The sequence below is a fragment of the Micromonospora sp. IBSANI012 genome, from assembly GCF_052814045.1.
In genome coordinates, this window is the sequence record NZ_CP199933.1 from 2,893,811 (window position 1) to 2,918,119 (window position 24,309).

General features: G+C 74.7%; 21 protein-coding genes and 1 pseudogene. 15 read left to right on the forward strand and 7 right to left on the reverse strand.

The window, feature by feature from the left end; genetic code table 11:
- The first annotated feature begins 8 nt into the window (after positions 1 to 8).
- From ACTWM8_RS13235 to ACTWM8_RS13250, 4 genes are read left to right on the forward strand one after another with little or no spacing between them, the layout of a single operon-like run.
- The gene (locus ACTWM8_RS13235; RefSeq protein ID WP_446214075.1) at positions 9 to 962 is read left to right on the forward strand and encodes a TauD/TfdA family dioxygenase; all 954 of its coding nucleotides are present in this window, start codon (positions 9 to 11) and stop codon (positions 960 to 962) included.
- Complete coding sequence (locus tag ACTWM8_RS13240; RefSeq protein WP_357617261.1) at positions 962 to 1,150, forward strand: MbtH family protein; 189 nt, start codon at positions 962 to 964, stop codon at positions 1,148 to 1,150. Before ACTWM8_RS13235 ends, ACTWM8_RS13240 begins: the two co-directional genes overlap by 1 nt.
- Positions 1,147 to 4,266 carry a non-ribosomal peptide synthetase gene (locus ACTWM8_RS13245; RefSeq protein WP_446214076.1) on the forward strand — a complete coding sequence of 1,040 codons (3,120 nt, stop codon included), beginning with the start codon at positions 1,147 to 1,149 and terminating at the stop codon, positions 4,264 to 4,266. The genes ACTWM8_RS13240 and ACTWM8_RS13245 overlap by 4 nt, the downstream gene beginning before the upstream one ends.
- On the forward strand, positions 4,263 to 9,815 hold the full coding sequence (locus ACTWM8_RS13250; protein ID WP_446214077.1) for an amino acid adenylation domain-containing protein: 5,553 nt from the start codon (positions 4,263 to 4,265) through the stop codon (positions 9,813 to 9,815). Before ACTWM8_RS13245 ends, ACTWM8_RS13250 begins: the two co-directional genes overlap by 4 nt.
- A 60-nt stretch (positions 9,816 to 9,875) precedes the next feature.
- On the opposite strand, the gene ACTWM8_RS13255 is transcribed toward ACTWM8_RS13250, so the two are convergent.
- From ACTWM8_RS13255 to ACTWM8_RS13265, 3 genes and pseudogenes are all read right to left on the reverse strand, one after another.
- Positions 9,876 to 11,111 carry a hypothetical protein gene (locus tag ACTWM8_RS13255; protein ID WP_446214078.1) on the reverse strand — a complete coding sequence of 412 codons (1,236 nt, stop codon included), beginning with the start codon at positions 11,109 to 11,111 and terminating at the stop codon, positions 9,876 to 9,878.
- Between the two features lie 40 nt (positions 11,112 to 11,151).
- Positions 11,152 to 11,667: an NUDIX hydrolase gene (locus tag ACTWM8_RS13260; RefSeq protein WP_446214079.1), complete on the reverse strand. Its 516-nt coding sequence runs from the start codon at positions 11,665 to 11,667 to the stop codon at positions 11,152 to 11,154.
- 190 nt (positions 11,668 to 11,857) lie between these two features.
- A pseudogene (locus ACTWM8_RS13265) lies at positions 11,858 to 12,188 on the reverse strand (DUF4291 family protein); the annotation flags it as partial.
- Positions 12,189 to 12,283: 95 nt separating this feature from the next.
- Between ACTWM8_RS13265 and ACTWM8_RS13270 the strand changes: the two are divergent.
- The 3 genes from ACTWM8_RS13270 (at position 12,284) to ACTWM8_RS13280 (ending at position 13,685) form a co-directional block, all read left to right on the forward strand.
- Positions 12,284 to 12,778 (forward strand): type II toxin-antitoxin system PemK/MazF family toxin, encoded by a 495-nt coding sequence (locus ACTWM8_RS13270; RefSeq protein ID WP_446214080.1) that lies wholly within the window; start codon positions 12,284 to 12,286, stop codon positions 12,776 to 12,778.
- Between the two features lie 102 nt (positions 12,779 to 12,880).
- Entirely contained in the window at positions 12,881 to 13,228 is a 348-nt protein-coding gene (locus tag ACTWM8_RS13275; protein WP_179804495.1) for an ArsR/SmtB family transcription factor, read from the forward strand.
- A complete protein-coding gene (locus tag ACTWM8_RS13280; RefSeq protein WP_446214081.1) occupies positions 13,212 to 13,685 on the forward strand; it encodes an SRPBCC family protein in 474 nt (157 codons plus the stop codon). Before ACTWM8_RS13275 ends, ACTWM8_RS13280 begins: the two co-directional genes overlap by 17 nt.
- Before the next feature lie 30 nt (positions 13,686 to 13,715).
- Here the strand turns inward: ACTWM8_RS13280 and ACTWM8_RS13285 are convergent, their stop codons facing one another.
- Positions 13,716 to 14,366, reverse strand: coding sequence for a GGDEF domain-containing protein (locus tag ACTWM8_RS13285; protein WP_446214082.1), 651 nt, complete (start codon positions 14,364 to 14,366; stop codon positions 13,716 to 13,718).
- Positions 14,367 to 14,637: 271 nt separating this feature from the next.
- Here ACTWM8_RS13285 and ACTWM8_RS13290 point away from each other — a divergent pair, with 271 nt between their 5' ends.
- From ACTWM8_RS13290 to ACTWM8_RS13315, 6 genes are all read left to right on the forward strand, one after another.
- Positions 14,638 to 14,880, forward strand: a complete 243-nt coding sequence (locus ACTWM8_RS13290) for a DUF397 domain-containing protein (protein ID WP_088962472.1) — start codon at positions 14,638 to 14,640, stop codon at positions 14,878 to 14,880.
- Positions 14,881 to 15,008: 128 nt separating this feature from the next.
- Complete coding sequence (locus ACTWM8_RS13295) at positions 15,009 to 15,896, forward strand: helix-turn-helix domain-containing protein (RefSeq protein WP_446214543.1); 888 nt, start codon at positions 15,009 to 15,011, stop codon at positions 15,894 to 15,896.
- Positions 15,897 to 15,993: 97 nt separating this feature from the next.
- On the forward strand, positions 15,994 to 16,854 hold the full coding sequence (locus ACTWM8_RS13300; RefSeq protein ID WP_446214083.1) for an SAM-dependent methyltransferase: 861 nt from the start codon (positions 15,994 to 15,996) through the stop codon (positions 16,852 to 16,854).
- 137 nt (positions 16,855 to 16,991) lie between these two features.
- Positions 16,992 to 18,029 carry a LacI family DNA-binding transcriptional regulator gene (locus tag ACTWM8_RS13305; protein WP_446214084.1) on the forward strand — a complete coding sequence of 346 codons (1,038 nt, stop codon included), beginning with the start codon at positions 16,992 to 16,994 and terminating at the stop codon, positions 18,027 to 18,029.
- Between the two features lie 2 nt (positions 18,030 to 18,031).
- Positions 18,032 to 18,235 (forward strand): hypothetical protein, encoded by a 204-nt coding sequence (locus ACTWM8_RS13310; protein ID WP_446214085.1) that lies wholly within the window; start codon positions 18,032 to 18,034, stop codon positions 18,233 to 18,235.
- 120 nt (positions 18,236 to 18,355) lie between these two features.
- Positions 18,356 to 19,795, forward strand: a complete 1,440-nt coding sequence (locus ACTWM8_RS13315) for a protein kinase domain-containing protein (protein ID WP_446214086.1) — start codon at positions 18,356 to 18,358, stop codon at positions 19,793 to 19,795.
- A 6-nt stretch (positions 19,796 to 19,801) separates the two neighbouring features.
- On the opposite strand, the gene ACTWM8_RS13320 is transcribed toward ACTWM8_RS13315, so the two are convergent.
- The 3 genes from ACTWM8_RS13320 to ACTWM8_RS13330 form a co-directional block, all read right to left on the reverse strand.
- Positions 19,802 to 20,611 carry an MOSC domain-containing protein gene (locus tag ACTWM8_RS13320; protein WP_446214087.1) on the reverse strand — a complete coding sequence of 270 codons (810 nt, stop codon included), beginning with the start codon at positions 20,609 to 20,611 and terminating at the stop codon, positions 19,802 to 19,804.
- Positions 20,608 to 21,252: a phosphotransferase gene (locus tag ACTWM8_RS13325; protein WP_446214088.1), complete on the reverse strand. Its 645-nt coding sequence runs from the start codon at positions 21,250 to 21,252 to the stop codon at positions 20,608 to 20,610. The genes ACTWM8_RS13320 and ACTWM8_RS13325 overlap by 4 nt, the downstream gene beginning before the upstream one ends.
- A gap of 103 nt (positions 21,253 to 21,355) precedes the next feature.
- Complete coding sequence (locus ACTWM8_RS13330; protein ID WP_446214089.1) at positions 21,356 to 22,060, reverse strand: carbon-nitrogen hydrolase family protein; 705 nt, start codon at positions 22,058 to 22,060, stop codon at positions 21,356 to 21,358.
- Positions 22,061 to 22,157: 97 nt separating this feature from the next.
- On the opposite strand from ACTWM8_RS13330, the gene ACTWM8_RS13335 reads away from it, so the two are divergent.
- Together ACTWM8_RS13335 and ACTWM8_RS13340 are read left to right on the forward strand one after the other, a co-directional pair.
- Positions 22,158 to 22,952, forward strand: a complete 795-nt coding sequence (locus ACTWM8_RS13335; protein WP_446214090.1) for a DedA family protein — start codon at positions 22,158 to 22,160, stop codon at positions 22,950 to 22,952.
- Between the two features lie 635 nt (positions 22,953 to 23,587).
- A complete protein-coding gene (locus tag ACTWM8_RS13340; protein WP_446214091.1) occupies positions 23,588 to 24,184 on the forward strand; it encodes a hypothetical protein in 597 nt (198 codons plus the stop codon).
- The last annotated feature ends 125 nt before the right edge of the window (positions 24,185 to 24,309 follow it).

The window sequence follows — 24,309 nt, forward strand, 5'->3', positions numbered from 1 at the left end:
ACAGAGCAATGAGCGACACGATCGCCACGCTGCCGGTGGTCGTCGAGAACGACGGCACACCACTGACCGAGCTCATCGACCGGCGGCGGACGGAGCTGCGCGCCACGCTCGCCGCACACGGCGGGCTGCTGTTCCGCGGCTTCGACGTCGGCGGGGTGGACGGCTTCGACCGGGTGGTCCGCGGGTTCTCCGGCGAGCCGCTGACCTACACCGAGCGGTCCTCACCCCGGCACGCCATCAAGGGCCGGGTCTACACCTCGACCGACTACCCGCCGGACGAGGAGATCTTCCTGCACAACGAGAACTCGTACCAGGCGCGCTGGCCGCTGACGCTGTTCTTCTACTGCATCAGCCCGCCGGACACCCTCGGCGCCACCCCGCTCGCCGACGTCCGCCGGGTGTACGCCGAGATCGACCCGGCGGTCCGCGAGGAGTTCGTCCGGCGGCGCTGGATGCTGGTGCGCAACTTCCACGCCGACTTCGGCACCCGCTGGCAGGACGTGTTCGGCACCGACGACCGGGCCGAGGTCGAGGCGTACGCGGCGGCGAACCGGATCCGGCTGGAGTGGGTCGGCGCGGACGGGCTGCGTACCCGGGCGGTGCGCGACGTGGTGCACCACCGGCCCGGCTCGGACACTCCCCGCTGGTTCAACCACGCCACCTTCTTCCACGTGAGCACCCTCCCCAAGGACTACCAGGAGGGGCTGCTGGACATGTTCGGCGCCGACGGGCTGCCGGCGAACACCTACTACGGCGACGGCGGCGAGATCCCCGCCGGCGTCATGGACCACCTGCGGGCCGCGTACCGGGCCGCCAGCGTCCGCTTCGACTACCGGCGCGACGACGTGCTGGTGGTCGACAACATGACCGCCGCGCACGGCCGGGAGCCCTTCACCGGGGCCCGCCGGATCGCCGTGGCGATGGCCGAACCGCACACCCCCGAGAGCGCTGGAGAGCACTGATGGCCGAATCCCGATTCCTGGTCGTCCGCAACGACGAGGAGCAGTACTCGATCTGGCCGGCCGACCGGGAGCTGCCCGCCGGGTGGCACGACGCCGGCTTCGCCGGCACCCGCGAGGAGTGCCTGTCCCACGTCGACACCGTGTGGACCGACATGCGTCCCCGCTCCGTACGGGAGGTGCCGTCATGACGCGGGAGTGGACCTTCCCGGCCTCCTTCGCCCAGGAGCGGGTGTGGATGGCCAACCAGTTGGACACCGCCTCGCCGGTCTACAACGTCTCCACCCCGTGGCGCTTCCCGGCCGGCATCGACGCCGACACCGCCGGCGAGGTCGTCGGCCGGGTCGTCGCCCGGCACGAGGCGCTCCGCACCCACCTGCGGATGGACGACGGCGCCCTGGTGCAGGTGGTGCGCGAGCACGAGCCGGTCCGGCTGCCCGCCGACGACCTGCGCGACCTGCCCGAGGCCGAGCGGGCCGCCCGGTACGCCGCCCTGCGTACCGAGCTGGCCCGCACCCCGATCCCGCTGGACGCCCCGCCGCTGTGGCGGGCCCGGCTGGTCCGCCTCGACGACGCCTGGACGCTGCTGTTCGTGGTGCACCACGCCGTCTTCGACAGCCACTCGGCGGTGCTGCTGGTGGCCGAACTGGCCGCGTTCAGCGAGGCCGCGCTGACCGGCGCGCCCGCCGCCGTGCCCGAGCTGCCCATCCAGTACGCCGACTTCGCGGTCTGGCAGCGCGACCAGCTCACCGGCGCGGAGCTGGACCGCCAGCTCGCCTTCTGGACCGGCCAGCTGGCCGGGGCGCCGGCGGTCACCGGCCTGCCGCTGGACCGCCCCCGCCCGGCTCAGCTCGGCTTCGCCGGCGACGAGGTGCGCTTCGCCCTGCCCGACGGGCTGCTCGACCGGGTCGGCCGGCTCGCCGCCGGGTCGGCGGCCACCCCGTACATGGTGCTGCTGGCCGGGTTCGCCGCCCTGCTGTCGCGGATCTCCGGCGACACCGACGTGGTGGTCGGCGTCTCCACCGCCGGCCGGGACACCGCCGAGCTGACCCCGCTGATCGGCATGTTCGTTAACCCGGTGGCGCTGCGCTGCGACGTCGGCGGCGACCCCAGCTTCACCGAGCTGCTCGGCCGGGTCCGCGCCGGCCTGGTGGACGCGATGGAGCACGGCCAGACCCCGTTCCAGCGCATCGTCGAGGCGGTCGCCCCGCAGCGCGACCCGTCCGTGCAGCCGATCTTCCAGACCGCGCTGAACTTCATCCCCGACTCCGGGCTGGACCCGGTGGAGCTGGGCACCACCAAGGACGACCTCGCCTTCGACGTCACCACCGGCGAGAGCCGCCTGGTCTACCGCACCGACCTGTTCGACCGGGGCACCGCCGAGGCGGTGGTCGCGCGGTACGTGCGGCTGCTCACCGCCGCCGTCGACGACCTGGGGCAGCCGGTCTCCGCCCTGCCGCTGCTCGACGACGCCGAGCGGGACCTCGTCCTGCGAACCTGGAACGGCGACGACGCCACCCCGGCGTTCCGCTCGGTCATCGAGCGGGTGCAGCGGCAGGCCGCCGCCACCCCGGACGCCGTCGCCCTGGTCTGCGAGGGCGTCTCGCTCACCTACGGCGAGCTGAACGCCGCCGCCAACCGGCTCGCCCGGGTGCTGGTGGCCCGGGGCGCCGCCCCGGAGGGCCGGGTGGCGCTCGCCCTGCCCCGCTCGCCCGAGTTGCTGGTCGCCGTCCTCGCCGTGCTCAAGTCCGGCGCCGCGTACGTCCCGGTGGACACCGGCTACCCGGCCGGCCGGATCGCGTACCTGCTCGCCGACGCGGAGCCGGCGCTGGTGCTGGCCCTGCCGGAGACCGCCGCGCTGGTGCCCGCCGGTGCGGTGGTGCTCGACGGGGAGGTCGGCGCCGACCAGGCCGACGGCGACCTGACCGACGCCGACCGGGCCGCCCCGCTGCGCCCCGAGCACCCGGCGTACGTGCTCTACACCTCCGGCTCCACCGGCCGGCCGAAGGGCGTGGTGGTGGAGCACCGGGCCGTGGCCGCGTACCTGGCCTGGGCCCGGGACGCCTACCCGGGGCTGGCCGGCACCGCGCTGCTGCCCTCGCCGGTCTCGTTCGACCTCACTGTGACCGGCCTGCTCGGCCCGCTCACCGCTGGCGGCACCGTCCGGCTGGCCGGGATCGACTCGCCGCACGCCCGGGCCGGTGGCCGGCCGAGCTTCCTCAAGGTCACCCCGAGCCACCTGCCGCTGCTCGACGCCGCGCTGTCGCCGACCACCGACCTGGTGATCGGCGGCGAGGCGCTCACCGGCGAGCAGCTGGCGGGCTGGCGGGCCGCCCACCCGGACGTGGCGGTCGTCAACGAGTACGGACCGACCGAGGCGACCGTCGGCTGCGTCGCCGCCCGCGTCGCGCCCGGCCGGCCGCTGGATGCCGGACCGGTGCCGATCGGTCGGCCCACCGCCGGCGCCCGGGTCTACCTGCTCGACGCCGCGCTCCAGCCGGTGCCGCCGGGCGTGGTCGGCGAGCTGTACGTCGCCGGGGACCAGGTGGCCCGGGGCTACCTGCGCCGGCCCGGCCTCACCGCCGAGCGTTTCCTGCCCTGCCCGTACGGCCCGCCCGGCCGGCGGATGTACCGCACCGGCGACCTGGCCCGCTGGCGCACCGACGGCACGCTGGACTACCTGGGCCGCCGCGACGACCAGGTCAAGGTGCGCGGCATGCGGATCGAGCTGGGCGAGATCGAGTCGGCGATGCTGGCCCACCCGCAGGTCCGCGAGGCCGCGGTGGCGGTGCGCACCGACTCGGGGGAGCCGGCCCTGGTCGGCTACCTGGTCGGCGCCGCCGACGAGGCCGCCCTCGCCGCCGAGCTGGGCCGCGAGCTGCCGGCCCACCTGGTGCCCTCCGCGTTCGTCCGGCTCGACGCGCTGCCGCTGACCCCGAACGGCAAGCTGGACCGGGCCGCGCTGCCCGCGCCGCCGGCCGCCGTGGCGCCCGACGGCTACGTCCCGCCGCGCACCGACGCCGAGACCCTGGTGGCCGAGGTGTATGCCGAGATCCTCCAGGTGGAGAAGGTCGGCGCGCTGGACGACTTCTTCGTCCTCGGCGGCAACTCGCTGCGCGGCATGCGGGCGATGGCCCGGATCCGCGCCGAGGTGGACGTCGACCTGCCGATGCGGGCGCTGTTCAGCAGCCCCGTGGTCGCCGAACTGGCCGCCCAGATCGAGCAGCGGATCGCCGCCGAGCTGGACGAGCTCTCCGAGACCGAGGTCGCCGCGCTGCTGGCGGCGGAGAAGGACACCCCCGCATGACGGACCTGAAGGATCCCGCCCGGGAGGCCGCCCGCGCGGCGCTGATCGCCCAGCGGCTGCGCCGGCGGCAGGCCTCGCCCACCGCCCGGATCACGCCGCGCCCGGAGGGCGCCGAGGTGCCGCTGTCGTACGCCCAGGAGCGGGTCTGGTTCATGGACCAGCTCGCTCCGGGCGAGGCGGCGTACCACATCGCGGTGCCGCTGCGGGTGCGCGGCCCGCTGGACGTCACGGCGCTGCGCGCCGCCCTGGCCGGGCTGACCGCCCGGCACGAGTCGCTGCGCACCCGCTTCCCGGCCGACGCCGACGGTCGCCCCACGGTCGTCGTCGCTGACTGTGTCGACGTGCCGCTGACCATCGTGGACGCCCCCGACGAGCAAGCCGCGCAGGCGCTGGTGGACGCCGCCGCGGCCGAGCCGTTCGACCTGGCGGCCGGGCCGCTGCTGCGCGCGCTGCTGATCCGGCTCGCTGACGACGATAATCCGGCCTCCGCGCCGCGAGACGGCACTCCGGACCGGATGAACGTCGCCGACGACCACGTGCTCTTCCTCGGCAAGCACCACATCGTCGGCGACGGCTGGTCGGTGGACGTGCTGCTGCGGGACCTGATCACCCTCTACCGGGGCGGCGAGCCGCCCGCCCTGCCGGTGCAGTACGGCGACTTCGCCCACTGGGAGGCCCGGGAGCTGGACGGGCCGCAGGCCCGCGGGCACCTCGACTGGTGGCAGCGGCGGCTGGCTGGCATCACCCCGCTGGAACTGCCGCTGGACCGGCCCCGCCCGGCCACCCAGACCTACCGGGGCGACTTCGTCGAGTTCCAGGTCGACCGGGCGGTCACCGACGGGCTCGCCGCGCTCACCCGCGCGTCGGGCGGCACCCTGTTCATGACCCTGCTCGCGGCGTACCAGGTGCTGCTGTCCCGGCACGCCGGGCAGGACGACTTCGCCGTCGGCGCCTCGGTCGCCGGCCGGTCCGCCCCGGAGCTGGAGGACGTCGTCGGCATGTTCATCAACATGCTGCCGATGCGCGCCGAGCTGACCGGCGACCCGACCTTCACCGAGCTGCTGGAGCGCACCCGGCGGGCCGTGCTGGACGGCTTCGAGCACGCCGAGGTGCCGTTCGCGAAGGTGGTGCACGAGCTGGGGCTGCCCCGCGACGTCAGCCGGTCGCCGGTGTTCCAGGCCATGTTCGTCCTGCAGAACTACGAGATGGGCCGCTTCTCCGGCGTCTCCGACGCCGACGAGGTGAGCTTCCGCTGGACCCCGATGGAGCTGCGGGCCACCCGGTTCGACTTCGAGCTGCACGCCGTCGAGGTGCCCGACGGCATCTGGGGCAAGCTGGTCTTCAACACCGACCTGTTCACCCGCGACACCGTCGAGCGGATGGCGCGGCGGTGGACGACCCTGCTGGCCGCGATCGTCGCCGCCCCGGACACCCCGGTCGCCGCCCTGGACCTGCTCCCGCCCGCCGAGCGGGCGCTGGTGGCGAGCTGGAACGACACCGCCGCCGACTTCCCGGCCAGCCAGACGCTGCACGGGCCGATCGAGGAACGCGCCGCCCGCACCCCCGACGCCGTCGCGGTCACCATCGAGGGCAGGTCGACCACGTACGCCGAGCTGAACGCCGCGGCCAACCGGGTCGCGCACCGGCTGCGCACCGCGGGCGTCGGCCCGGAGACCCTGGTCGGCGTCTGCGCCCAGCGGTCGGTGGAGCTGGTGACCGGCCTGCTCGGGGTGCTCAAGGCCGGCGGCGCGTACCTGCCGCTGGACCCGGAGTACCCGGCGGACCGGCTGGCCTTCATGGTCGACGACGCCGCCGCGCCGGTGGTGCTCGTGCAGGAGCACCTGCGCGACGTGCTGCCGACCACCGGCGCCACCGTGCTGGCCCTGGACGACGCCGGGAGCTGGGCCGACCAGCCCGCCGACGACCCGACGCCGGCGGCGGGCCCGGAGCACCTGGCGTACGTCATCTACACCTCCGGCTCGACCGGCCGGCCCAAGGGCGTGCCGAACACCCACCGGGGCATCGTCAACCGGCTGGACTGGATGCAGCAGACCTACCGGCTCGGCCACGACGACGCGGTGCTGCAGAAGACCCCGGCCAGCTTCGACGTCTCGGTCTGGGAGTTCTTCTGGCCGCTGCGCGAGGGCGCCCGGCTGGTGCTGGCGAAGCCCGGCGGGCACAAGGACGCCGGCTACCTGCGCGACCTGCTGGTCGCCGAGCGGGTCACCACCGCCCACTTCGTGCCGTCGATGCTCACCGTCTTCCTCGCCGAGGAGGGCGTCGAGGCGGCGACGGCGCTGCGCCGGGTGATCTGCTCCGGCGAGGAGCTGCCGCCGGCCACGGCGGTCGACTTCACCGTCCGACTGCCCGGGTGCGAGCTGCACAACCTGTACGGCCCGACCGAGGCGGCGATCGACGTCAGCGCCTGGCACTGCGACCCGGCGCTGCTGCCGGGCCTGAGCACCGTCCCGATCGGCGCACCGATCACCAACCTGCGGCTGCACGTGCTGGACCCACGCGGCAACCCCTGCCCGGTCGGGGTTGCCGGCGAGTTGCACATCGGCGGGGTGGGGCTGGCCCGCGGCTACCACCGCCGGCCCGCGCTCACCGCCGAGCGGTTCGTGCCGGACCCGTTCTCCGGTGAGCCCGGCGCCCGGCTCTACCGCACCGGCGACCTGGCCCGCTGGGTGACCGCCCCGGCGGGCGGGGTGATCGAGTTCCTGGGCCGGATCGACCACCAGGTGAAGCTGCGCGGCCTGCGGATCGAGCTGGGTGAGATCGAGAGCGCGCTGCGCGAGCAGCCGGCGGTGACCGAGGCGGTGGTGATCGTCCGCGAGGACACCCCCGGCGACAAGCGGCTCACCGCCTACCTGGTCGGCGCGGCCGAGCACGCCGCGCTGAAGGCGGCGCTGAAGGAGACCCTGCCCGAGTACATGGTGCCGGCCGCGTTCGTCACCCTGGACGGCCTGCCGCTGACCCCCAACGGCAAGCTGGACCGTCGGGCGCTGCCCGCGCCGGTGCTCACCCGCGAGGCGTCGGTCGCCCTGGTGGAGCCGCGCGACGACACCGAGCGGCTGCTCGCCGGCATCTGGTCGGAGGTGCTGGGCGTGGCCACGCTCGGCATCGACGACGACTTCTTCGACCTGGGCGGGCACTCCATGCTCGCCACCCAGGTGGTGGCGAAGATCCGCAAGGCGGAGCACGGCGGGCGCGCCGTCGGGGTGATGGACCTGTTCCAGCAGCGGACGATCCGCGAGCTGGCCGCGTTCATGTCCGGCGGCGGGGACGGCGCGGACGGGCCGCGCCGGCTGCTCTACGAGCTGACCAGGCCGATCCCGGCGGCGCAGCGGGTGCTCAGCTACGTCTGCGTCCCGTACGGCGGCGGCAGCGCCATCGTCTACCAGCCCCTCGCGGACGCGCTGCCCGCCGGCCATGCCCTGTGGTCGCTGGCCATCCCCGGCCACGACGTCGGGCTCAGCGAGGACGGCCTGCCGTTCGAGGAGCTGACCAGCCGGGTCGCCGAGGAGATCCTGGAACGCGTCGAGGGCCCGATCGCCCTCTACGGTCACTGCGGGGTGGGCAGCGCGATCGTCGCCGAGGTGGCCCGCAAGGTGGAGGCCGCCGGCCGGGACCTGGAAGCGGTCTACATCGGCGCGATGTTCCCGTTCGCCCGCCCCCGGGGCGCCTTCGCCGCCCTGCGCAACCGGCTCGAACAGCTGCGCAGCAACCGGCACTACGCCAGCTGGCTCAAGTCGATGGGGGTGGACACCGACGAGCTGGACCCGGAGCAGGCTGACCGGATCATCAGCAACATGCGGGCCGACTCACGGGCCTCCGAGGAGTACTTCACCGGCCTGCTCGACCGGGGCGCGACGAAGCTGCGCGCGCCGATCATCTCGGTGGTCGGCTCGGAGGATCCGGTGACCGACTACCACGCCGAGCGGTACGCCGAGTGGCAGTTCCTCAGCGACACACTCGGCCTGGTGGTGCTCGACCAGGCCGGGCACTTCTTCCTCAAGTACCGCGCCGAGGAGCTGGCGGAGATCGTCACCCGGGTCCACCCGGCGGTGGCCGCCGGGGACGTCGCCGCCCTCACCCCGCAGGCGCGGGGCGCCGACGCCGGCTGGGCGGTCGCCGCCCACCAGCGCGCGGGCCGGTCCGGCCGGCCCGAGCAGAGCGTGGTGAAGCCCAGCATGGCCCGGTTCGTCGCGGTCACCGCCGGGCAGCTGGTCTCCACCACCGGCTCCGCGCTGACCGCGTTCGCGCTGCCGATCTGGCTGTTCACCCGGACCGGGTCGGTGGCCGACCTGGGTCTGCTCTGGGCGCTGGCGCTGATCTGCGGCGTGCTGATGCTGCCGGTGGCCGGCGCGGTCACCGACCGGGTCAGCCGCCGCCGGATCATGATGGTCGCCAGCTGCACCGCCGGGTCGATCCAGTTGGCGCTCGCCGCGCTGCTCTGGACCGACAACCTGGTCCTCTGGCACATCTACGCCCTGGTCGCGTTGAGCCAGGTCGCGGGCTCGTTCCAGCGGATCGCGTTCCAGTCGGCGGTGCCGCAGCTGGTGCCGAAGCGCTACCTCGGGCACGCGATGGGCATCACCCAGCTCTCCAGCGGCTTCGCGATGCTTTTGATGCCCGTCTTCGCCGCCGGCCTGCTCGCCGCCATCGAACTCAAGGGCATCCTGCTCATCGACGTGGCGAGCTACCTGGTGGCGGTGCTGACCCTGGCCGTGGTGCGCTTCCCCGACCTGCTCGGCTGGCGGCCCCGGGAGCGGCTGCTGGTGGCGATCGCCAACGGGCTGCGCTACTCCTGGCAGCACCGCGGCTTCCGGCTGATGCTGGGCTACTTCGCCCTGGGCAACATCTTCCTGGCCCCGGCGCTGGTGCTCACCACGCCGCTGGTGCTCTCGTTCGGCACCGCCACCCAGGTGGCGCAGGTGGCCCTGGCCGAGGCCTGCGGCGCGGTGGCCGGCGGCGTGCTGATGTCGCTGTGGGGCGGGCCCCGGCGGCGGCGGATGGTCGGCGTGCTGATCGGCAACCTCGGCACCGCCGTCGGCTGCGTGCTGGTCGGCCTGGACGCCTCGGTGACGATGGTCTGTGTCGGCATCTTCTGGCTGGCCATGGCGATGACCACCGCGCAGTCGATCTACGCGACCATCGTGCAGGTCAAGGTGCCGCAGCGCTTCCACGGCCGGGTGTTCAGCCTCAACCAGACCATCTCCTGGTCCACACTGCCGATCGGCTTCGCGCTGCTCGCCCCGGCGGCGACCAGCCTCTTCGAGCCGATGCTCGCCCCGGGCGGGTCACTGGCCGGGTCGGTGGGCGCGGTGATCGGCACCGGGCCGGGCCGGGGCATCGGTTTCGCGTACGTCTGCTTCGGGCTGGCCCTGGTCCTGATCACCCTGGGCGGGTTCGCGATCCGGATGCTGCGCCGCTTCGACGTCGAGGTGCCCGACTCGCTGCCCGACGACCTGATCGGCGCGCAGGAGCGGCAGCGGCGGCTCGCGGAGCGGGCGGCGACGCAGGAACGGGAGCCCGTCGCGGCGTGACCCGGCGTGGGGCCCTCCCCGAGGAGGGCTCCACGCCCGGGCGTGCCCGTCCCGGCCGGATCAGAACTCCTCGGGCGGGTCCGCCAGGTCCGTCGCCGCCGGCTCCTCCGGCTCGGCCACCCAGGCGGAGAAGACCGGCACCCCGTGCCACGGCCCGCCATTGCGGTCGGTGGCCACCGCGACGACCGCGTACGGGTGGCCGAAGCGCAGCTCCGCGGTGCGGGCGACGCCCTCCGGGGCGAGGCTGGCCAGCGCGAAGGCGGCGGTCACGGCGGCCGCCTCGAAGCCGTACCGGCCGTAGCGGGCCATCGCCGCCTGCCGCGCCTCCAGCCGCGGGGCGGGTTCGCCGAGCAGCCCGCCCAGCGTGCGGACCACCGCGGGGAAGCCCAGCGCCGGGGCGGTCAGGTCGTGCTCGTCCCGCGCCGACCAGCAGGGCAGCACCGCTGTGTGCCGCTCCTCCCGGCCGTCCGGGGCGCGGGTGTGCACTCGCTTCTCCCGCACCGTCCACGCTGGACCGTCGCCGAGCGGCAGCGCGAACAGCGAGCGGCGGCCGGCCGGCTCCGCCTCGTCGACCGCCGTGGCGGCCACCTCGTACGCCGCGGCGAGCACGTCGGCCGCGGGGACCGAGGGGTCGGCGGCGACCGACACCACCACCAGGCCCGCCCCGTCGCGCTCGACGGCGGGCGCGGCGTGCACGGCGACGTCGCCGGCCGGTCCGGTCGCGGCGATCCAGGCCCGGTGGCCGCGCGTGGGGGTGCGGAGCACCCGGTCGAGCCGTCCCGCCCAGGCGCTGGCCCGGCCGAGCTGCCCGGCCGGGGCGAGGTCGAACGGGTCGGCCCAGGAGATCCGGGTGGCCAGCGCGCTGGCCAGCGCCAGCAGCACGTCCGGCGACCGGGTCAGCGGGAACCGGTCGATCAGCCCCAGGGTGTGCTCGCGGGCCCAGGCGTCCAGCCCCGGCTGGTCGGGCAGTGGCCCGGTCGCGGTGGTACGCGGCAGCGTGGCCCGCCACTCGGCCAGCCGCGCGGTGTCGTGGCCGGCCTGCTGCCAGACGGCGGTGGCGGACGGCACCAGCGGGTGGGGCCGGTCCACCAGGGCCCCGGCCAGCTCCGCCGCGGCGGACGCGCTCACGCCCAGGACGTCCTCCAGCTCGTCCCGGTCGGCGCCGGTCGCGGCCGGCGCGGCCAGCGCCAGCAGCAGCCAGGCGCCGAGCGGTGAGGCGACGTGGTGCCGGTCGCCGGCGCCGGCGTGCAGCCGGGCGGCGTAGCGGGCCAGCGGGGTGTGCAGGGTCGTCGTCATGCCCCTACTGTGCCCATCCCGGGCCCGGTCGGCACCCCGCTCAGGACCACAGCTCGAACGGCTCGTCGATCTCCTCGCCGGTGAGGAACCGGGGGAGCAGCGCGGGCAGCCGGCCCGGGTAGAAGCGTTCCGCGCTGGCGACCACCTCGTCGACCGTCCACCAGCGGAACCCGAAGTAGTCCTCCACCTCGTAGTCCAGCCGCTCCGCGCCGTCGACGTCCGGCCCGGCGGCGTCGAGCCGTACCGTCATCACCACCTCGTCCTGCAGGTGCCGGCGCTGCCGGTGGATGAAGCTGGCCCGCCGCCGCCAGGTCGGCGGGCCGAGCCGGGCGGCGGTGACCACGAAGCCGGTCTCCTCCCGCAGCTCCCGCACCGCGGTCTCGGCGTACGTCTCGCCGGGATCCGTTCCGCCGCCCGGCAGTTCCCACCAGGTGCCGAGGCGGGGATGGTCCGGGTCGCGGGTGTGGAAGAGCAGGATCCGGTCCTGCGCGTCGCGCACCACCAGCCGGACGGCGGTGCGTTCGACGACCGGCAGGTCTCCCGGCAGTTCGATCATGTCTCTCCTTCGGGCGGGTCGACCGGTGACAGGATGGCGGTCGTGGCGGAGTTCTTCGGCGAGGTGGCGGGCGACCACGACGACGCGCGGCCCGGTTACCCGCCCGCGCTCGCCGAGGCCATCCTCGCCCACCACGGCCGGGTGCCGCCCCGGCTGGTCGAGGTCGGCGCGGGCACCGGCCTGGCCACCGGGCTGCTTTCAGCTCGCGGGCCCAGGCGGCCCAGTCGGCGTGCCGGGCCGGGTCGGGGGAGCTGGGGCAGGCCCGGTCGAGCGCCCACTCGAAGCCGGCGCGGGTCAGCTCGACCGCCAGCACCCGTTCCTGGCCCGGCTTGGGCCCAGCCACAGCGGTACATCATCCACCGGAACGACGGCTTGATCCAGGTCATCCGGCCGCGCCGGAACGGCGGGCAGAACCGGCCGGCGGCCAGCGCCGCCGCCGCGATCTCCGGCGGGTACGCCTGGTAGACGGTCAGCGCCGTGTCGGTGAAGCGGGCCCGGATCTGCCGCTGGGGAACCTGCACGCTCCGATCCTCGCCACCCGGCCCGCCAGCGGTCGAGCGGAATACCCCGCCGGCGGGCCGGGCGCCGGGGCGGCGGTGGGGTTAGGCTGCCGCCCGTGGCAGGTCTGTTGAGGAACGTCGTCGCCCGGCTCAATCGGGCGACCGGGGGTGCGGCCGCGCCGGCCGGTACCGCCGGCCGGATTCCGGCCCAGGTGGCCCGTCGTCGCCAGGTCGGCGCGTTGCAGCGCCGGGAGCTGACGTACGCCCCGGAGCTGGACGGCCAGGCCGACCCGGGTGAGATCGTCTGGACCTGGGTGCCGTACGAGGACGACCCCCGGCAGGGCAAGGACCGCCCGGTGCTGGTGGTCGGCCGGCACAGCCGCACGTTGTTCGGGTTGATGCTCTCCAGCCAGAGCGAGCGCGACGGTCAGCGGCACTGGCTGGCGCTCGGCCCGGGGGAGTGGGACCGTGACCAGCGCCCGAGCTGGGTCCGCCTCGACCGGGTGCTGACCATGCGCGAGGACAGCATCCGGCGCGAGGGCGCGGTGCTGGACCGGGGTCGCTTCGACCGGATCGGCCAGGCCCTGCGCGCCGGCTACGGCTGGCGCTGACGAAGCCGGTCGGCCGAGCCGAATTTGCGCGTTCGTCCTTGACAGGGCACCCCCGACGAGTACATTCAACTTATCGGTTTATAACCCAGGTGGTTGATTACAGTGACCTCACCAGATCAGGTCGGCGCCGTCTTCGCCGCCCTCGCGGATCCGACCCGCCGGGCCATCCTGGCCCGCCTGGCCGCCGGCGAGGCGACGGTCAACGAGGTGGCCGCGCCGTTCCCGATCTCGATGCAGGCGATCTCCAAGCACCTGAACGTGCTGGAGGCGGCGGGGCTGATCGTGCGCACCCGCGAGGCGCAGTGGCGGCGGTGCCGGATCGAGCCGGCGGCGTTGCGGGTCCTCGCCGAGTGGGTCGACCAGTACCGCCGGCTCTGGGACGACCGGTACGACACGTTGGACGGTTACCTGCGAGAGCTGAAGGAGAACAACCATGAACCCGACCGGTGACCTGACCGTCGCGCTGCCCACCGACCGCGAGGTGGTGCTCACCCGGGTCCTCGACGCGCCCCTCGACATGGTCTGGGCGGCGCACACCGACCCCGCGCACCTGGCGCGGTGGTGGGGTCGGGGCAACCCGCTCGACGTCGAGATCGACTTCCAGGTGGGCGGCCGGTACCGGTTCGTCGAGCACGCGCCGGACGGCAACTCCTACGCCTTCCGCGGCGAGTTCCTCGAGATCGCGGCGCCCGAGCGGATCGTGCAGACCTTCGAGTTCGAGGGCGCGCCCGGTCACGTGGCCGTGGAGACGCTCGTCTTCACCGAGCAGGACGGCCGCACGATGGTCACCGGCACCACCCGCTTCGACACCGCCGCCGAGCGGGACGCGATGGTGGGCTCGGGCATGGAGGACGGGGCACGGCAGTCGTACCGGGCGCTGGAGGAGTACCTCGCCACCCTGGTCTGAGCGGCCCCGACGACGCCGGGCCCCGGGTGCTCAGCACTCGGCCCGGCGCGGGGTGTCCAGGAGTTGTCGGGGGGACCGGCGGGCGGTCACGCCCTTCGCCCGGTACATCGCGGCGTCGGCGGCGCAAAGCGCCTCGGCGAGCTGGGTCGGGCCGCTGACCGGCGCCAGGCCGACCGACGCGGTGACCCGTACGCTGCGCCCGCCCACCGGGATCGGCGCGGCCATCGCCTCACAGAGCCGGCGGGTGGCGTGGTCGATCCAGCGCCGGTCGACCGACGGGCTGCTCAGCAGGCCGGCGAACTCGTCACCGCCGAGCCGGGCGACCAGGTTGTCCCCGGCGAAGGCGGTGAGCCGCTGCGCGACGCTGATCAGCACCTGGTCCCCGGCGGCGTGCCCGTAGCGGTCGTTGACCTGCTTGAAGTCGTTGAGGTCGAGCACCACGGCGATCAGCGGCCGTCCACCGGCGTCGGTGAGCAGCGCGGCGGCGATCCGGTGGAAGGCGCGCCGGTTGGGCAGGCCGGTCAGCGGGTCGTGGCTGGCGGCGTGCCGCTCGGCGGCCAGCTCGGCCTGCAGGTACTCGATCTCCGCCTCCGCCCGCAGCGCCCGGCGGCGCAGCTGCCACACCGAGACGAGCGCACCCGCCGCGGAGATGCCGGACGCGACGCTCACCGGATCCGGCACGAGACCTCCCTCGCGGCGTCGGCGGACGGCCCGGGACGCCGGCCGGCGTGCGGTGCCCAGCCGTCGTTCTCCCAGGAGGCTGCCCGGGTTGGGGGTAACTGTAAGTGAACGGTCGGGTACCGCACACGTGGGTTATCATGCTCGCTGTCCAATGCAGATGCAATAGCAGATGCACGTGCAGCACGGCATGATCCGGCGTCGCCGTCCTCCCCGCCGCGACACCCTCCACCTGCGACACCGGACGGCTCATCACCGCACAGAAAGACCCCTCATGCAGCAGCCCGAGAACGGTGTACCCGTCACCCAGCTCCCCGAGCTGCGGTGGCAGAAGAGTCGGCGGAGCAACCCCAGCGGCAACTGCGTCGAGCTGGCCGAACTCCCCGGCAGGACGGGCATCGCGGTCCGCAACTCCCGCCATCCCGAGGGTCCCGCGCTGATCTACACGGTGGACGAGATCGCCGCGTTCGTCCTCGGCGCCCGCGACGGGGACTTCGACAACCTGATCGATCGATAGTCGGTCCCGCCGGCGGGACCATCTCGGCCGCGCGGAGGAGTTCGGATCACCCACCGTCCATGGCATGCTTACACGTCGGTCGATGGTGGGGCGCCCGGCCGGCGCACGGCGAGCAGGTGGAGGGCGACGTGGCGATGGTGACCGCGGAGGGGGGTCCGGCGACCGGGCCCACCGTGCTGCGCATGCTGCTCGGCGCCCAGCTGCGCCGCCTGCGCGAGGCCAGCGGCGTCACCCGCGAGGGCGCCGGCTGGGAGATCCGGGCCTCCGAATCCAAGATCAGCCGGATGGAGCTGGGCCGGGTCGGCTTCAAGGAACGCGACGTCGCCGACCTGCTCACCCTCTACGGGGTCAGCGCCGCCGACGAGCGGGAGGCGCTGCTCAAGCTCGCCCGCGACGCCAACAGCCCGGGCTGGTGGCACCGGTACGGCGACGTGCTGCCCAGCTGGTTCCAGGCGTACCTCGGCCTGGAGGCCGCCGCCTCGCTGATCCGCACCTACGAGGTGCAGTTCGTCCCCGGCCTGTTGCAGACCGCCGCGTACGCCCGCGCCGTCGTCCTGCTCGGCCACCGGCACGCCCCGGCCGAGGAGGTCGACCGGCGGGTGGAGCTGCGGCTGCGTCGACAGGAGCTGCTGCGCCGCGCCGCCCCGCCACAGGTGTGGGCGGTGGTCGACGAGGCCGCCCTGCGCCGCCCGATCGGCGGGCCGGCGGTGATGCGCGGCCAACTGGACGCCCTGATCGAGGCCACCCGGTCGCCGCACGTGCGGCTGCAGGTCATCCCGTTCGCCGCGGGCGGGCACGCCGCCGCCGGCGGGGCGTTCACCATCCTGCGGTTCGGCGACGACGACCTGCCCGACATCGTCTACATCGAGCAGCTCACCAGCGCCATCTACCTCGACAAGCGCGACGACCTCGACTACTACGCGGTGGCCATGGAGCGGCTCTGCGTCGAGGCGGCGCCGCCCGAGCGGACCCCGGAGATCCTGGCCCGGCTCCGCGACGAGCTCTACCCGGCGTGACCGTCGCCCGGGCCGACGCGGCGCCCGGGGCTGCCTCTACCATGGTCCGCGACCGGCGACAGTGGACGGAGGCCATCGCGCGCGATGGCGCAGAGTCATGGAGGCGACTGTGACCACCGAAGCCCTGGGCACCACCACGGGCTCCGCCCACCCGAGCGACCGGATCGACACCTCGGTGGCGCACCCCGCCCGGCGCTACAACTACTGGCTCGGCGGCAAGGACAACTTCCAGGCCGACCGGGAATCCGGTGACGCCATCTCGGCCCGCTTCCCGACCATCCGTACCAGCGCCCTGGAGAACCGGCGCTTCCTCCAGCGGGCGGTGCGCCACCTCACCCGCGAGGCCGGGATCCGGCAGTTCCTCGACATCGGCACCGGCATCCCGACCGCCGACAACACCCACGAGGTCGCCCAGCGGCTCGCGCCGGAGTCCCGGGTGGTCTACGTCGACAACGACCCGATCGTGCTGGCCCACGCCCGGGCGCTGCTGACCAGCTCGCCCGAGGGCGCCACCGCCTACATCGACGCCGACCTGCGCGACCCGGAGAAGATCCTGCGCCACCCGGACCTGCTGCGCACCATCGACCTGTCCCAGCCGGTGGGGCTGATGCTGGTGGCGATCCTGCACTTCGTCCCGGACGCCGACGACCCGTACGCGGTGGTGCGCCGCCTGCTGGAGGCGCTGCCGCCCGGCAGCTACCTCGCCGCGTCGCACGCCACCCACGAATACCTCCCCCCGGACGTCGCCGAGGAGGCCAGGGCGGCGGCCCGGGGCGGCGGCCCGCACGGCCTGATCAACCTGCGCACCCTCGACGAGTTCACCGGCTTCTTCGAGGGGCTGAAGCTGGTCGAGCCCGGCCTCTGCTCGGTGGCGCAGTGGCGGGCCGAGGCCGAGCCGCAGCCGCGCCCCTCGGTGGCGGAGGTCAGCATGTACGGCGGGGTCGCCCGCAAGCCCTGAGCCCGGTTTCCTGAGGAGCGGCGTCGGCTGTGGCCGGCGCCGTTCGTCGTGTGGTGTCCATTTCCCTTGACCGTTCCGAGCGGGTCCGGCTAGTCTCTGAATCGATCCAGACTGAATCGATCCAGAAGGAGGCCCGGGTGCGACCGACACTCCAGGACGTGGCCACCGCGGTCGGTGTGTCACGCAGCACCGTCTCCAACGCGTACTGCCGCCCCGACCAGCTCTCGGCGGCGCTGCGCACCCGGATCCTCGACACCGCCCGGCAGCTCGGCTACCCCGGCCCGAACCCGACGGCCCGCTCGCTGCGGCGGGGCTTCGCCGGCGCGATCGGCGTCCTGTTCACCTCGCAGCTGTCGTACGCCTTCACCGACCCGTTCGCCGTCCGGTTCCTGGCCGGTGTCGCCGAGGCGGCCGAACGGCACGGCACCAGCCTGCTGCTCGTGCCGCTGCCCACCGGGGCGACGCAGGCCAGGGCGGCCGTGGAGAACGCGGCGGTCGACGGGTTCTGCGTCTACTGCGCCGCCGACGAGGACTGGGCCCTGGACGTGATCCGCGGTCGCGGGCTGCCCTTCGTCACCACCGCGCCCCCCGCCGACCGGTACGTCGGCATCGACGAGCGGGCCGCCGCCCGGTCCGTCGCCGACCACCTCGTCGGCCTGGGGCACCGCCGGGTGGCGCTGCTCGCCGACACCGTGCTCCCCGAGGCGCCGCCGGGGCCGCTGCAGCTCGCCGGTGTCGACGCCGCACGGCACCCGACCACCCGGGGTCGCCTGGCCGGTTTCGCCGACGCCCTGGCCGCGGTCGGTGTCGACTGGCCCGACATCACGCTGCTCAACGCCACCGGCAACAGCCGCGCCGCCGGGGCCGAGGCGGTGGCCGGCTTCTTCGCCGGTGACGATCCGCCGACGGCCGTGCTGGCCGCCTCCGACGTGCTCGCGCTCGGCGCCCTGGACGCACTCGGCGAGCGGGCCGCCACGGTCTCGGTCACCGGCTTCGACGACGTCGCCGAAGCGGCCGCGGCCGGCCTCACCACCGTCCGGCAACCGGCCGAGGAGAAGGGCCGGATCGCCGCCGAACTGCTGCTCGACCCGCCGGCGGACGACGCCGCCGGGCAGCTCCTGCTCCCCACCGAGCTGGTCGTCCGCACCTCCACCCGTCCCGTACCGAGGAGTTGACCATGGAACAGCCCACCGGCTTCACCCTCGCCATCGACGCGGTCACCCGCCACGTCAACTCGGCCCGCCCGAACGCGCCGGTACGCCCCGAGCGGGCCCGCCGCCACCGCCTCGCGCCCGTCCGGCTCGCCGCCGCGCACGCACTGCGCCGGCTCGCCGACCTCACGGAGCCGGCGCCCGCGCCCGTCCCGACCTGCCGCCCCTGACCGTCGGGGTGGCCGAGGCCACCCCGTAAGCACCCGGTAGGGTGCTTTTCCGCCCAGACGAAGCGCAACCGGGCACGACGGTTGGTGTCCGACCGGGCGGGCCGGGCAGACTGGAGCATCATGTCGTCGCTCACGCCCGCCACGCGCCTGCACGATCGGTACGTCCTGCGCGCGCCCATCGGCCTCGGCGGAATGTCCGAGGTATGGCGCGCCGACGACGAGGTGCTGCACCGCCCCGTCGCGGTCAAGGCCCTCGTCGCCCAGCTCGCCGCCGACCCGCAGCTGCGGGCCACCATCCAGCGCGAGGCGCGGGCCGCCGCCCGGCTCACCCACCCGCACGTCACCCAGGTCTACGACTACGGCGAGGCGACCCTGTCCGGCGGCGTGGTCGTGCCGTACCTGGTGATGGAGCTGGTCGAGGGGCGCAGCCTCGCCGACCGGCTGACCGCCGGCCCGCTGGCCTGGCCGGACGCGGTCCGCGTCGCCGGCCAGGTGGCGGCCGCGCTCGCCGCCGCGCACCGGATCGGCGTGGTGCACCGCGACGTCAAGCCGGCCAACGTCATGCTCACCGAGACCGGCGCCAAGGTCCTCGACTTCGGCATCGCCGCCCTCGCCGGGCCCCGGCACCCGCTCGCCGGCCAGACCGGCGAGCTGATGATGGGCACCCCCGCCTACTTCGCGCCGGAACGGCTCACGCCCGGCCCGCCGGACCCGGCCAGCGACGTGTACGCCCTCGGCGCGCTGCTCTACCGCACCCTCACCGGCCGGGCTCCGCTGCCGGTGCAGACCTGGGAGGACGCCCTGGAGGTGCACGCGCGGCGCACCCCGGTGCCGCCGCTGCGGGTCCCGGGGCTGCCCGCCGACATCGCCGAGCTCACCATGGCCTGCCTGGCCGTCGACCCGGCCCGCCGGCCCACCGCCGCGCAGCTGGCCGCCCGGCTGAGCGCGGGCCGGCCGGCCGAGCCGCCCACCGCGCTGCTCCCGACGGTGCCGGCGCCCCCGCAACCCACTCTCATCGACCGGGCCGTCGCGTCGCCCCGGCCGCCCGCCACCCGTCCCGCGCCCCGGGTCGCCGCTCCGCCACGCCGCCCGAACCGGGCGCTGGGCGTCCTGGTCGCGGCCGGCGTCGCGCTGCTGCTCGGCCTGGTCGGCGTGCTCGTTCTCGATGACGGGCCGGACCACCGCACCCCGGCCGCGCCGATCACCGCCATGGAGGACGAGCCCAGCGTCGAGCCGACCCCGTCGGCGGAGCCGTCCACCGCCCCGCCGTCGCGGGACGAACGACCCACGCCACGCACGGCGGGGCAGCTCGCCGAGGAGTTCGCGGCCCTGCTCGACCGGGCGGAGGCGGCCGGCGACATCGACCCGAAGACCGCCGACGAGCTGCGCGACAAGCTCACGGAGCTGGAGGAGGGCAAGCCCAAGGACCGGCTCAAGCGGCTGCGGGAGCTGGCCGGCCGGCTCGCCGAGGCGGTCGAGAGGGACCGCATCGACGACGGCACCGCGTCCGAGCTGCGCGACCTGCTGGCCGCCTGGCCGCGCTCGCGGAGCAACGGCTGACCCGGCTCAGACCACCTCGACCGGATCGCCGACCTCGACTCGACCCGCCCGCGCCACCACCGCGTACGCCCCGACGCACGGCTGCGGCCCGAGCGCCGGCAGCGGCACCACCCGGTTGAGTCGGGCGGCCGCGCGCAACGCGTCCGGGTCGGGCGGCAGCGGTCCGTGCGCCAGGGTGGGTACCGCGCAGCGCGGGGTGGGCGCCACCACCCGCAGCACCAGCGCGGCGCCGACGCGCAGCTCCCGACCCACCCAGCCGTTCTCCGCGAAGGCCGGGCCGACATCGACGACCAGGTTCGGCCGGTACCGCACCGGGTCGACCGACCCGAGCGCGGCCAGGGTGGCCGTGGCGACCAGGTGCACCGGCGCGAAGTCGACCAGGCTGCCCGGTGGGGCCGCCCCACCCAACCGGCTCTGCGTGGTCGGCGTCACCGCCGTCACCCCGGCCGACAGCACCGCGTCCGGGTCGGCCCGTTCCAGCACGGCGTCGTCCGGCACCGCCGCGGTCAGCCGTACCGCCCGGCCGAGCAGCCCGGAGAGGACGTCGTCCGCCCGCTCGTCCGCCGTGCTCAGCACCGTGCCGTCGGGGAGGGTGAGGCGTACCGGATCGGGGGCGCCGCCGGCCGCGCGGACGGTGAGCAGGCCCCGCCACAGCCGCGGCTGCTTGGCGCTGGCCACCCGCCCGGTGGCCCGGTCCACGAGGGCGAGCCGGCGGTCCCCGGCCACGCCCCGCTCGTCGACCGTCGCGGCGGTCAGCGGCTCACCGAGCATCGACTTCACCGGGTAGCGCCAGAGCTGCCCGAGGCCGCCGGTCACCCGTGGGCCATCCGCACCCGGGCGGCGGCCTGCGCGACCCGGCGCGGGTCGAGCGGCCCCGTCCGCGCGCGCAGGCTGACCGCCGGGTCCAGCAGCCCGACCGGCCCGGTCTCCGCCAGGAACGCCGTCAGCAGGTCGCCGGCCGGCGCGACGAACGGCGAGGTCGGGTCGGTGACCACCTCTGCGACGATCAGCGCGGTCATCGCCAGATCCAGCTCCGGCGGGCCCTCGCGGGCGCTGCCCCAGTCGATGACCACCGGCCCGTCGGCGGTGACCATGACGTTCTGCGGATGCAGGTCCAGGTGCAGGATCCGGGCGGCCGGGTCGGGAGAGAGTCGCGCGCGCAGGGCGTGCAGCCGGTGGTGCAGGGTGGCCAGGATCCGGGCGCCGGACCGGATGTCGGCGACGCCGGTGATGAGCGCCTCGGCCAGCGTCGGCCCGGCCAGCCGGGTCATTTCCAGGTCGGGTCCGTCGGCCCGGAACACCTCCGGCACCGGGTAGCCCTGCGCGCGCAGGTATGCCATCAGCTCCGCCTCGGCGCGGACGTCGCCACCGTCGCGATTGCGGCGGACCACCCGGTCCGCGCCGAGGGCGTACACGTCGGCGTCCCGGCCCGAGGCGAGCGGTGTGGCGGCGAGCACCGGCCCACGGTAACCCGCGGCCCTCGCCTGCGTATGCCCCCGCCCGCGTGGCCCCGCCGGTCCGGCCGCCCGCCGCCGGCGCGAGGTCGACGGCCGACCGTGGTCAGTGGAGGGTGGCGCGGGCGACCTCGCCGGGCGCGGCGCCCGCGCGGACCACCGGCGTGCCGTCGGGCCGCCACACCCCGGAGCCGCCGGCGCTCCGCGGGTAGTGGCTGCCGGACGGCCCGGCGAAGCTGGCCATCGCCACCCACACGCCGTGCTCGGCGGCGACCCGCCGGGCCCGGGCGTCCGGCACCGCCGCGTCCGCCGGCGCCTCCAGCACCCCGGCCAGGTACGCGTCGACGCCGAGCGCCACGGTCCGCGCCGCGTGCTCCACCACCCCGGTGTCCTTGCAGACGGCCAGGCCCAGCCGCCAGCCGTCCACCTCGACCACCGCCGGCTCCCGGCCCGCGACGAACCGCGTGGCCTCCGCCCCACCCAGGAACATCTTCCGGTACGCCACCCGCGCGCCGCCCCCGTCCACGGCCAGCACGCCGATGTACGCCGCACCGGCGTCGTCGGCGACCGGCGCCCCGGCCAGCGCCAGCGTGCCCGTCGCCAGGCACGCCGCGACCAGCGGCGCCAGCCGGGGATCGGCCGGGTCGAGCGGGGGAGCGTCCAACTCGTACCCGGTCAGGGAGAGCTCGGGGAAGAGCACCACACGGGCGTCGGCGGCGCGGACCAGCGCGGCGTGCGCCGCCACGTTGGCGGCGACGTCGTACGGCACGCAGTGCGGCTGGGCCACCGCGAGGGTGAGCGGCGTACGCACGGGTCGGCTCCCTTACTGGATCGGCTCGGCTTGCTGGATCGGCTCGGCGCGGGCACCGGACGTGGTCGATGCGCGCGCCGGCTCGTAACTTTGGTCCATGATCCCTGGCTCCCTGGCGCTCCACCCGCGCGCGGTCGTGTCCACCGCCGAACCGTCCACCGAAGGGCCGGTCGGCTACGTCACCGGACTGGTGGAGCGGCTCGGCGGCCCGGGCGCCGGGCTGGCCGTGGCGCTGGAGAACCTCTTCCCGCCGATCCCGAGCGAGGTCATCCTTCCGCTGGCCGGCTTCGCCGCCGCGCAGGGAAAGATGAGCCTCGTCGGGGCGATCCTGTGGACCACGCTCGGCTCGGTGGTCGGCGCGTGGGTGCTGTACCTGATCGGCGCCGCCCTGGGGCGCGACCGGATGCGCGCCATCGCGGCCCGGCTGCCGCTGGTCAAGCTCAGCGACGTCGACCGGACCGAGGCGTGGTTCCTCAAGCACGGCGTCAAGGCCGTGTTCTTCGGGCGGATGATCCCCATCTTCCGCAGCCTCATCTCCGTGCCGGCCGGGGTGGAACGGATGCCGGTCCGCACCTTCCTGCTGTACACGACGCTGGGCAGTCTGATCTGGAACACCACCTTCGTGATGGCCGGCTACCTGCTGGGCGAGAACTGGCACGTGGTCGAGTCGTACGTCGGTTCGTTCCAGAAGCTGGTCATCGCCGCCTGCGTGGCCGCCGCGGCCTGGTTCGTCGTCACCCGCGTACGCCGTGCCCGCCAGGCCCGCGCCTCCGCCGTTTCGTCCCCCGACCCGTTCGACCCGGCGCCGCCGGCCGGGCCGGTGCAGGTCGGCGAGGTGAGCGGTCACCGGGGCACCGTCTACCGCGCCTCCTCCTGGCGCCCCGACGCCTGACCCCGGTTGTTCCTGCCTCTGTCCCCAAGGTCCGCCCCAGGTCGGTCCGTGAGGTGGCGCGCGGTTTGCGGCGTGTCGCGGGTTCCCGCGCCCAGGTCACCGCGACGCCGCAAACCGTGCAGCGGATAACAGCGGCCCTCATTGCGGAGCCCGGCGAAGGCCGGGAGGGACGACGGGCCGCCTGCACCACTCCAGCGGTCCGTGCGCGGATTGTCCGATTCAGTACGGCCGCGCCTGCCTGGCTGGCGGCTAGGTGCCCATGCACGGACTGTCCGATTCCGGGGCCGCTGGGGTGCCGTCTGATGTCCGGGTTTGGACCAGCGAGTGGCGGGTCGTCCCGTGACCGGGGGCACCCTGGCGGTGGAATGGTGGCCGGGCCGGTGTCGTTACATCACCTGGACGATCGCAGCAGCACCCCGCTGGCCTGGCCCGAACGCGTGGGTCGCCCGGGATGCGGGCCCCGGAATGATGGTGGGCCGCCGGTCGTTACACATGGACCCGGCGCCGTGAGCCCCCCCGCTCGCGAAGCCTGCCGGGCGAAGACTTTTCCCTTGATCTTTGAGCGCCGTCGTGGTGCTTGTGCCCGCTCGACCCCCATCGAGCTTGGGTGCCAACCCCCGAATGGAGCCACTCTGATGAACACCACCATTCTGCGGAAGAGCGTGCTGGGTATTGCTGGTCTGGCCTTCGCCGGTGGCGTCTTCGCCGGCCCGGTCACCGAGGCCCACGCCGCCCCCGCGGTGGACGCCAAGTCGGTTGCGGTGGTGCAGGCCGACAAGGCGGGTGTGGACGAGGGCAAGCTGATCCCGCACGGTGTGCAGGGCAAGCAGTCGCGCATCGACGTGGGCGGCGAGCAGACGAAGAACGTGAAGGCGATCATCGCGGCGACGAAGAAGTCGGGCATGGACGAGCGGGCCGCCGTCGTGGCCATCGCGACCAGCCTGCAGGAGTCGAAGCTGGAGAACCTGGGTCACCTGGGTGAGCGCAACGACTTCGACTCGCAGGGTCTGTTCCAGCAGCGTCCGTCCTCGGGTTGGGGCACGGTCGAGCAGATCACCGACCCCGAGTACTCCACGATGGCGTTTCTGAAGGGTCTGAAGCAGGTCGACGGGTGGAAGGACATGCCGCTGACCGAGGCCGCGCAGACCGTGCAGGTGTCGGCCTACCCGGACCACTACGCCCAGTGGGAGCAGCAGGCCGCCGACCTGGTCGCCAAGCACTGGAACAGCTGACCCGTGAACGACACGCTGGCCGGCACCCCCGAACGGGGTGCCGGCCAGCGGCGTTTCCGCCCGGGAACCAACCCCCGTCCGACCGGATCTTGGACACTTGCCGTTCCGTCGGAACGACAACTGTC

Excerpts from the sequence above, each read along its gene's own strand:
- ACTWM8_RS13235 (WP_446214075.1), top strand. The coding sequence starts at position 9 with ATGAGCGACACGATCGCCACGCTGCCGGTGGTCGTCGAGAACGACGGC.
- ACTWM8_RS13240 (WP_357617261.1), top strand. The coding sequence starts at position 962 with ATGGCCGAATCCCGATTCCTGGTCGTCCGCAACGACGAGGAGCAGTAC.
- ACTWM8_RS13245 (WP_446214076.1), top strand. The coding sequence starts at position 1,147 with ATGACGCGGGAGTGGACCTTCCCGGCCTCCTTCGCCCAGGAGCGGGTG.
- ACTWM8_RS13250 (WP_446214077.1), top strand. The coding sequence starts at position 4,263 with ATGACGGACCTGAAGGATCCCGCCCGGGAGGCCGCCCGCGCGGCGCTG.
- ACTWM8_RS13255 (WP_446214078.1), bottom strand. The coding sequence starts at position 11,111 with ATGACGACGACCCTGCACACCCCGCTGGCCCGCTACGCCGCCCGGCTG.
- ACTWM8_RS13260 (WP_446214079.1), bottom strand. The coding sequence starts at position 11,667 with ATGATCGAACTGCCGGGAGACCTGCCGGTCGTCGAACGCACCGCCGTC.
- ACTWM8_RS13280 (WP_446214081.1), top strand. The coding sequence starts at position 13,212 with ATGAACCCGACCGGTGACCTGACCGTCGCGCTGCCCACCGACCGCGAG.
- ACTWM8_RS13290 (WP_088962472.1), top strand. The coding sequence starts at position 14,638 with ATGCAGCAGCCCGAGAACGGTGTACCCGTCACCCAGCTCCCCGAGCTG.
- ACTWM8_RS13300 (WP_446214083.1), top strand. The coding sequence starts at position 15,994 with ATGGAGGCGACTGTGACCACCGAAGCCCTGGGCACCACCACGGGCTCC.
- ACTWM8_RS13310 (WP_446214085.1), top strand. The coding sequence starts at position 18,032 with ATGGAACAGCCCACCGGCTTCACCCTCGCCATCGACGCGGTCACCCGC.
- ACTWM8_RS13315 (WP_446214086.1), top strand. The coding sequence starts at position 18,356 with ATGTCGTCGCTCACGCCCGCCACGCGCCTGCACGATCGGTACGTCCTG.
- ACTWM8_RS13335 (WP_446214090.1), top strand. The coding sequence starts at position 22,158 with ATGATCCCTGGCTCCCTGGCGCTCCACCCGCGCGCGGTCGTGTCCACC.
- ACTWM8_RS13340 (WP_446214091.1), top strand. The coding sequence starts at position 23,588 with ATGAACACCACCATTCTGCGGAAGAGCGTGCTGGGTATTGCTGGTCTG.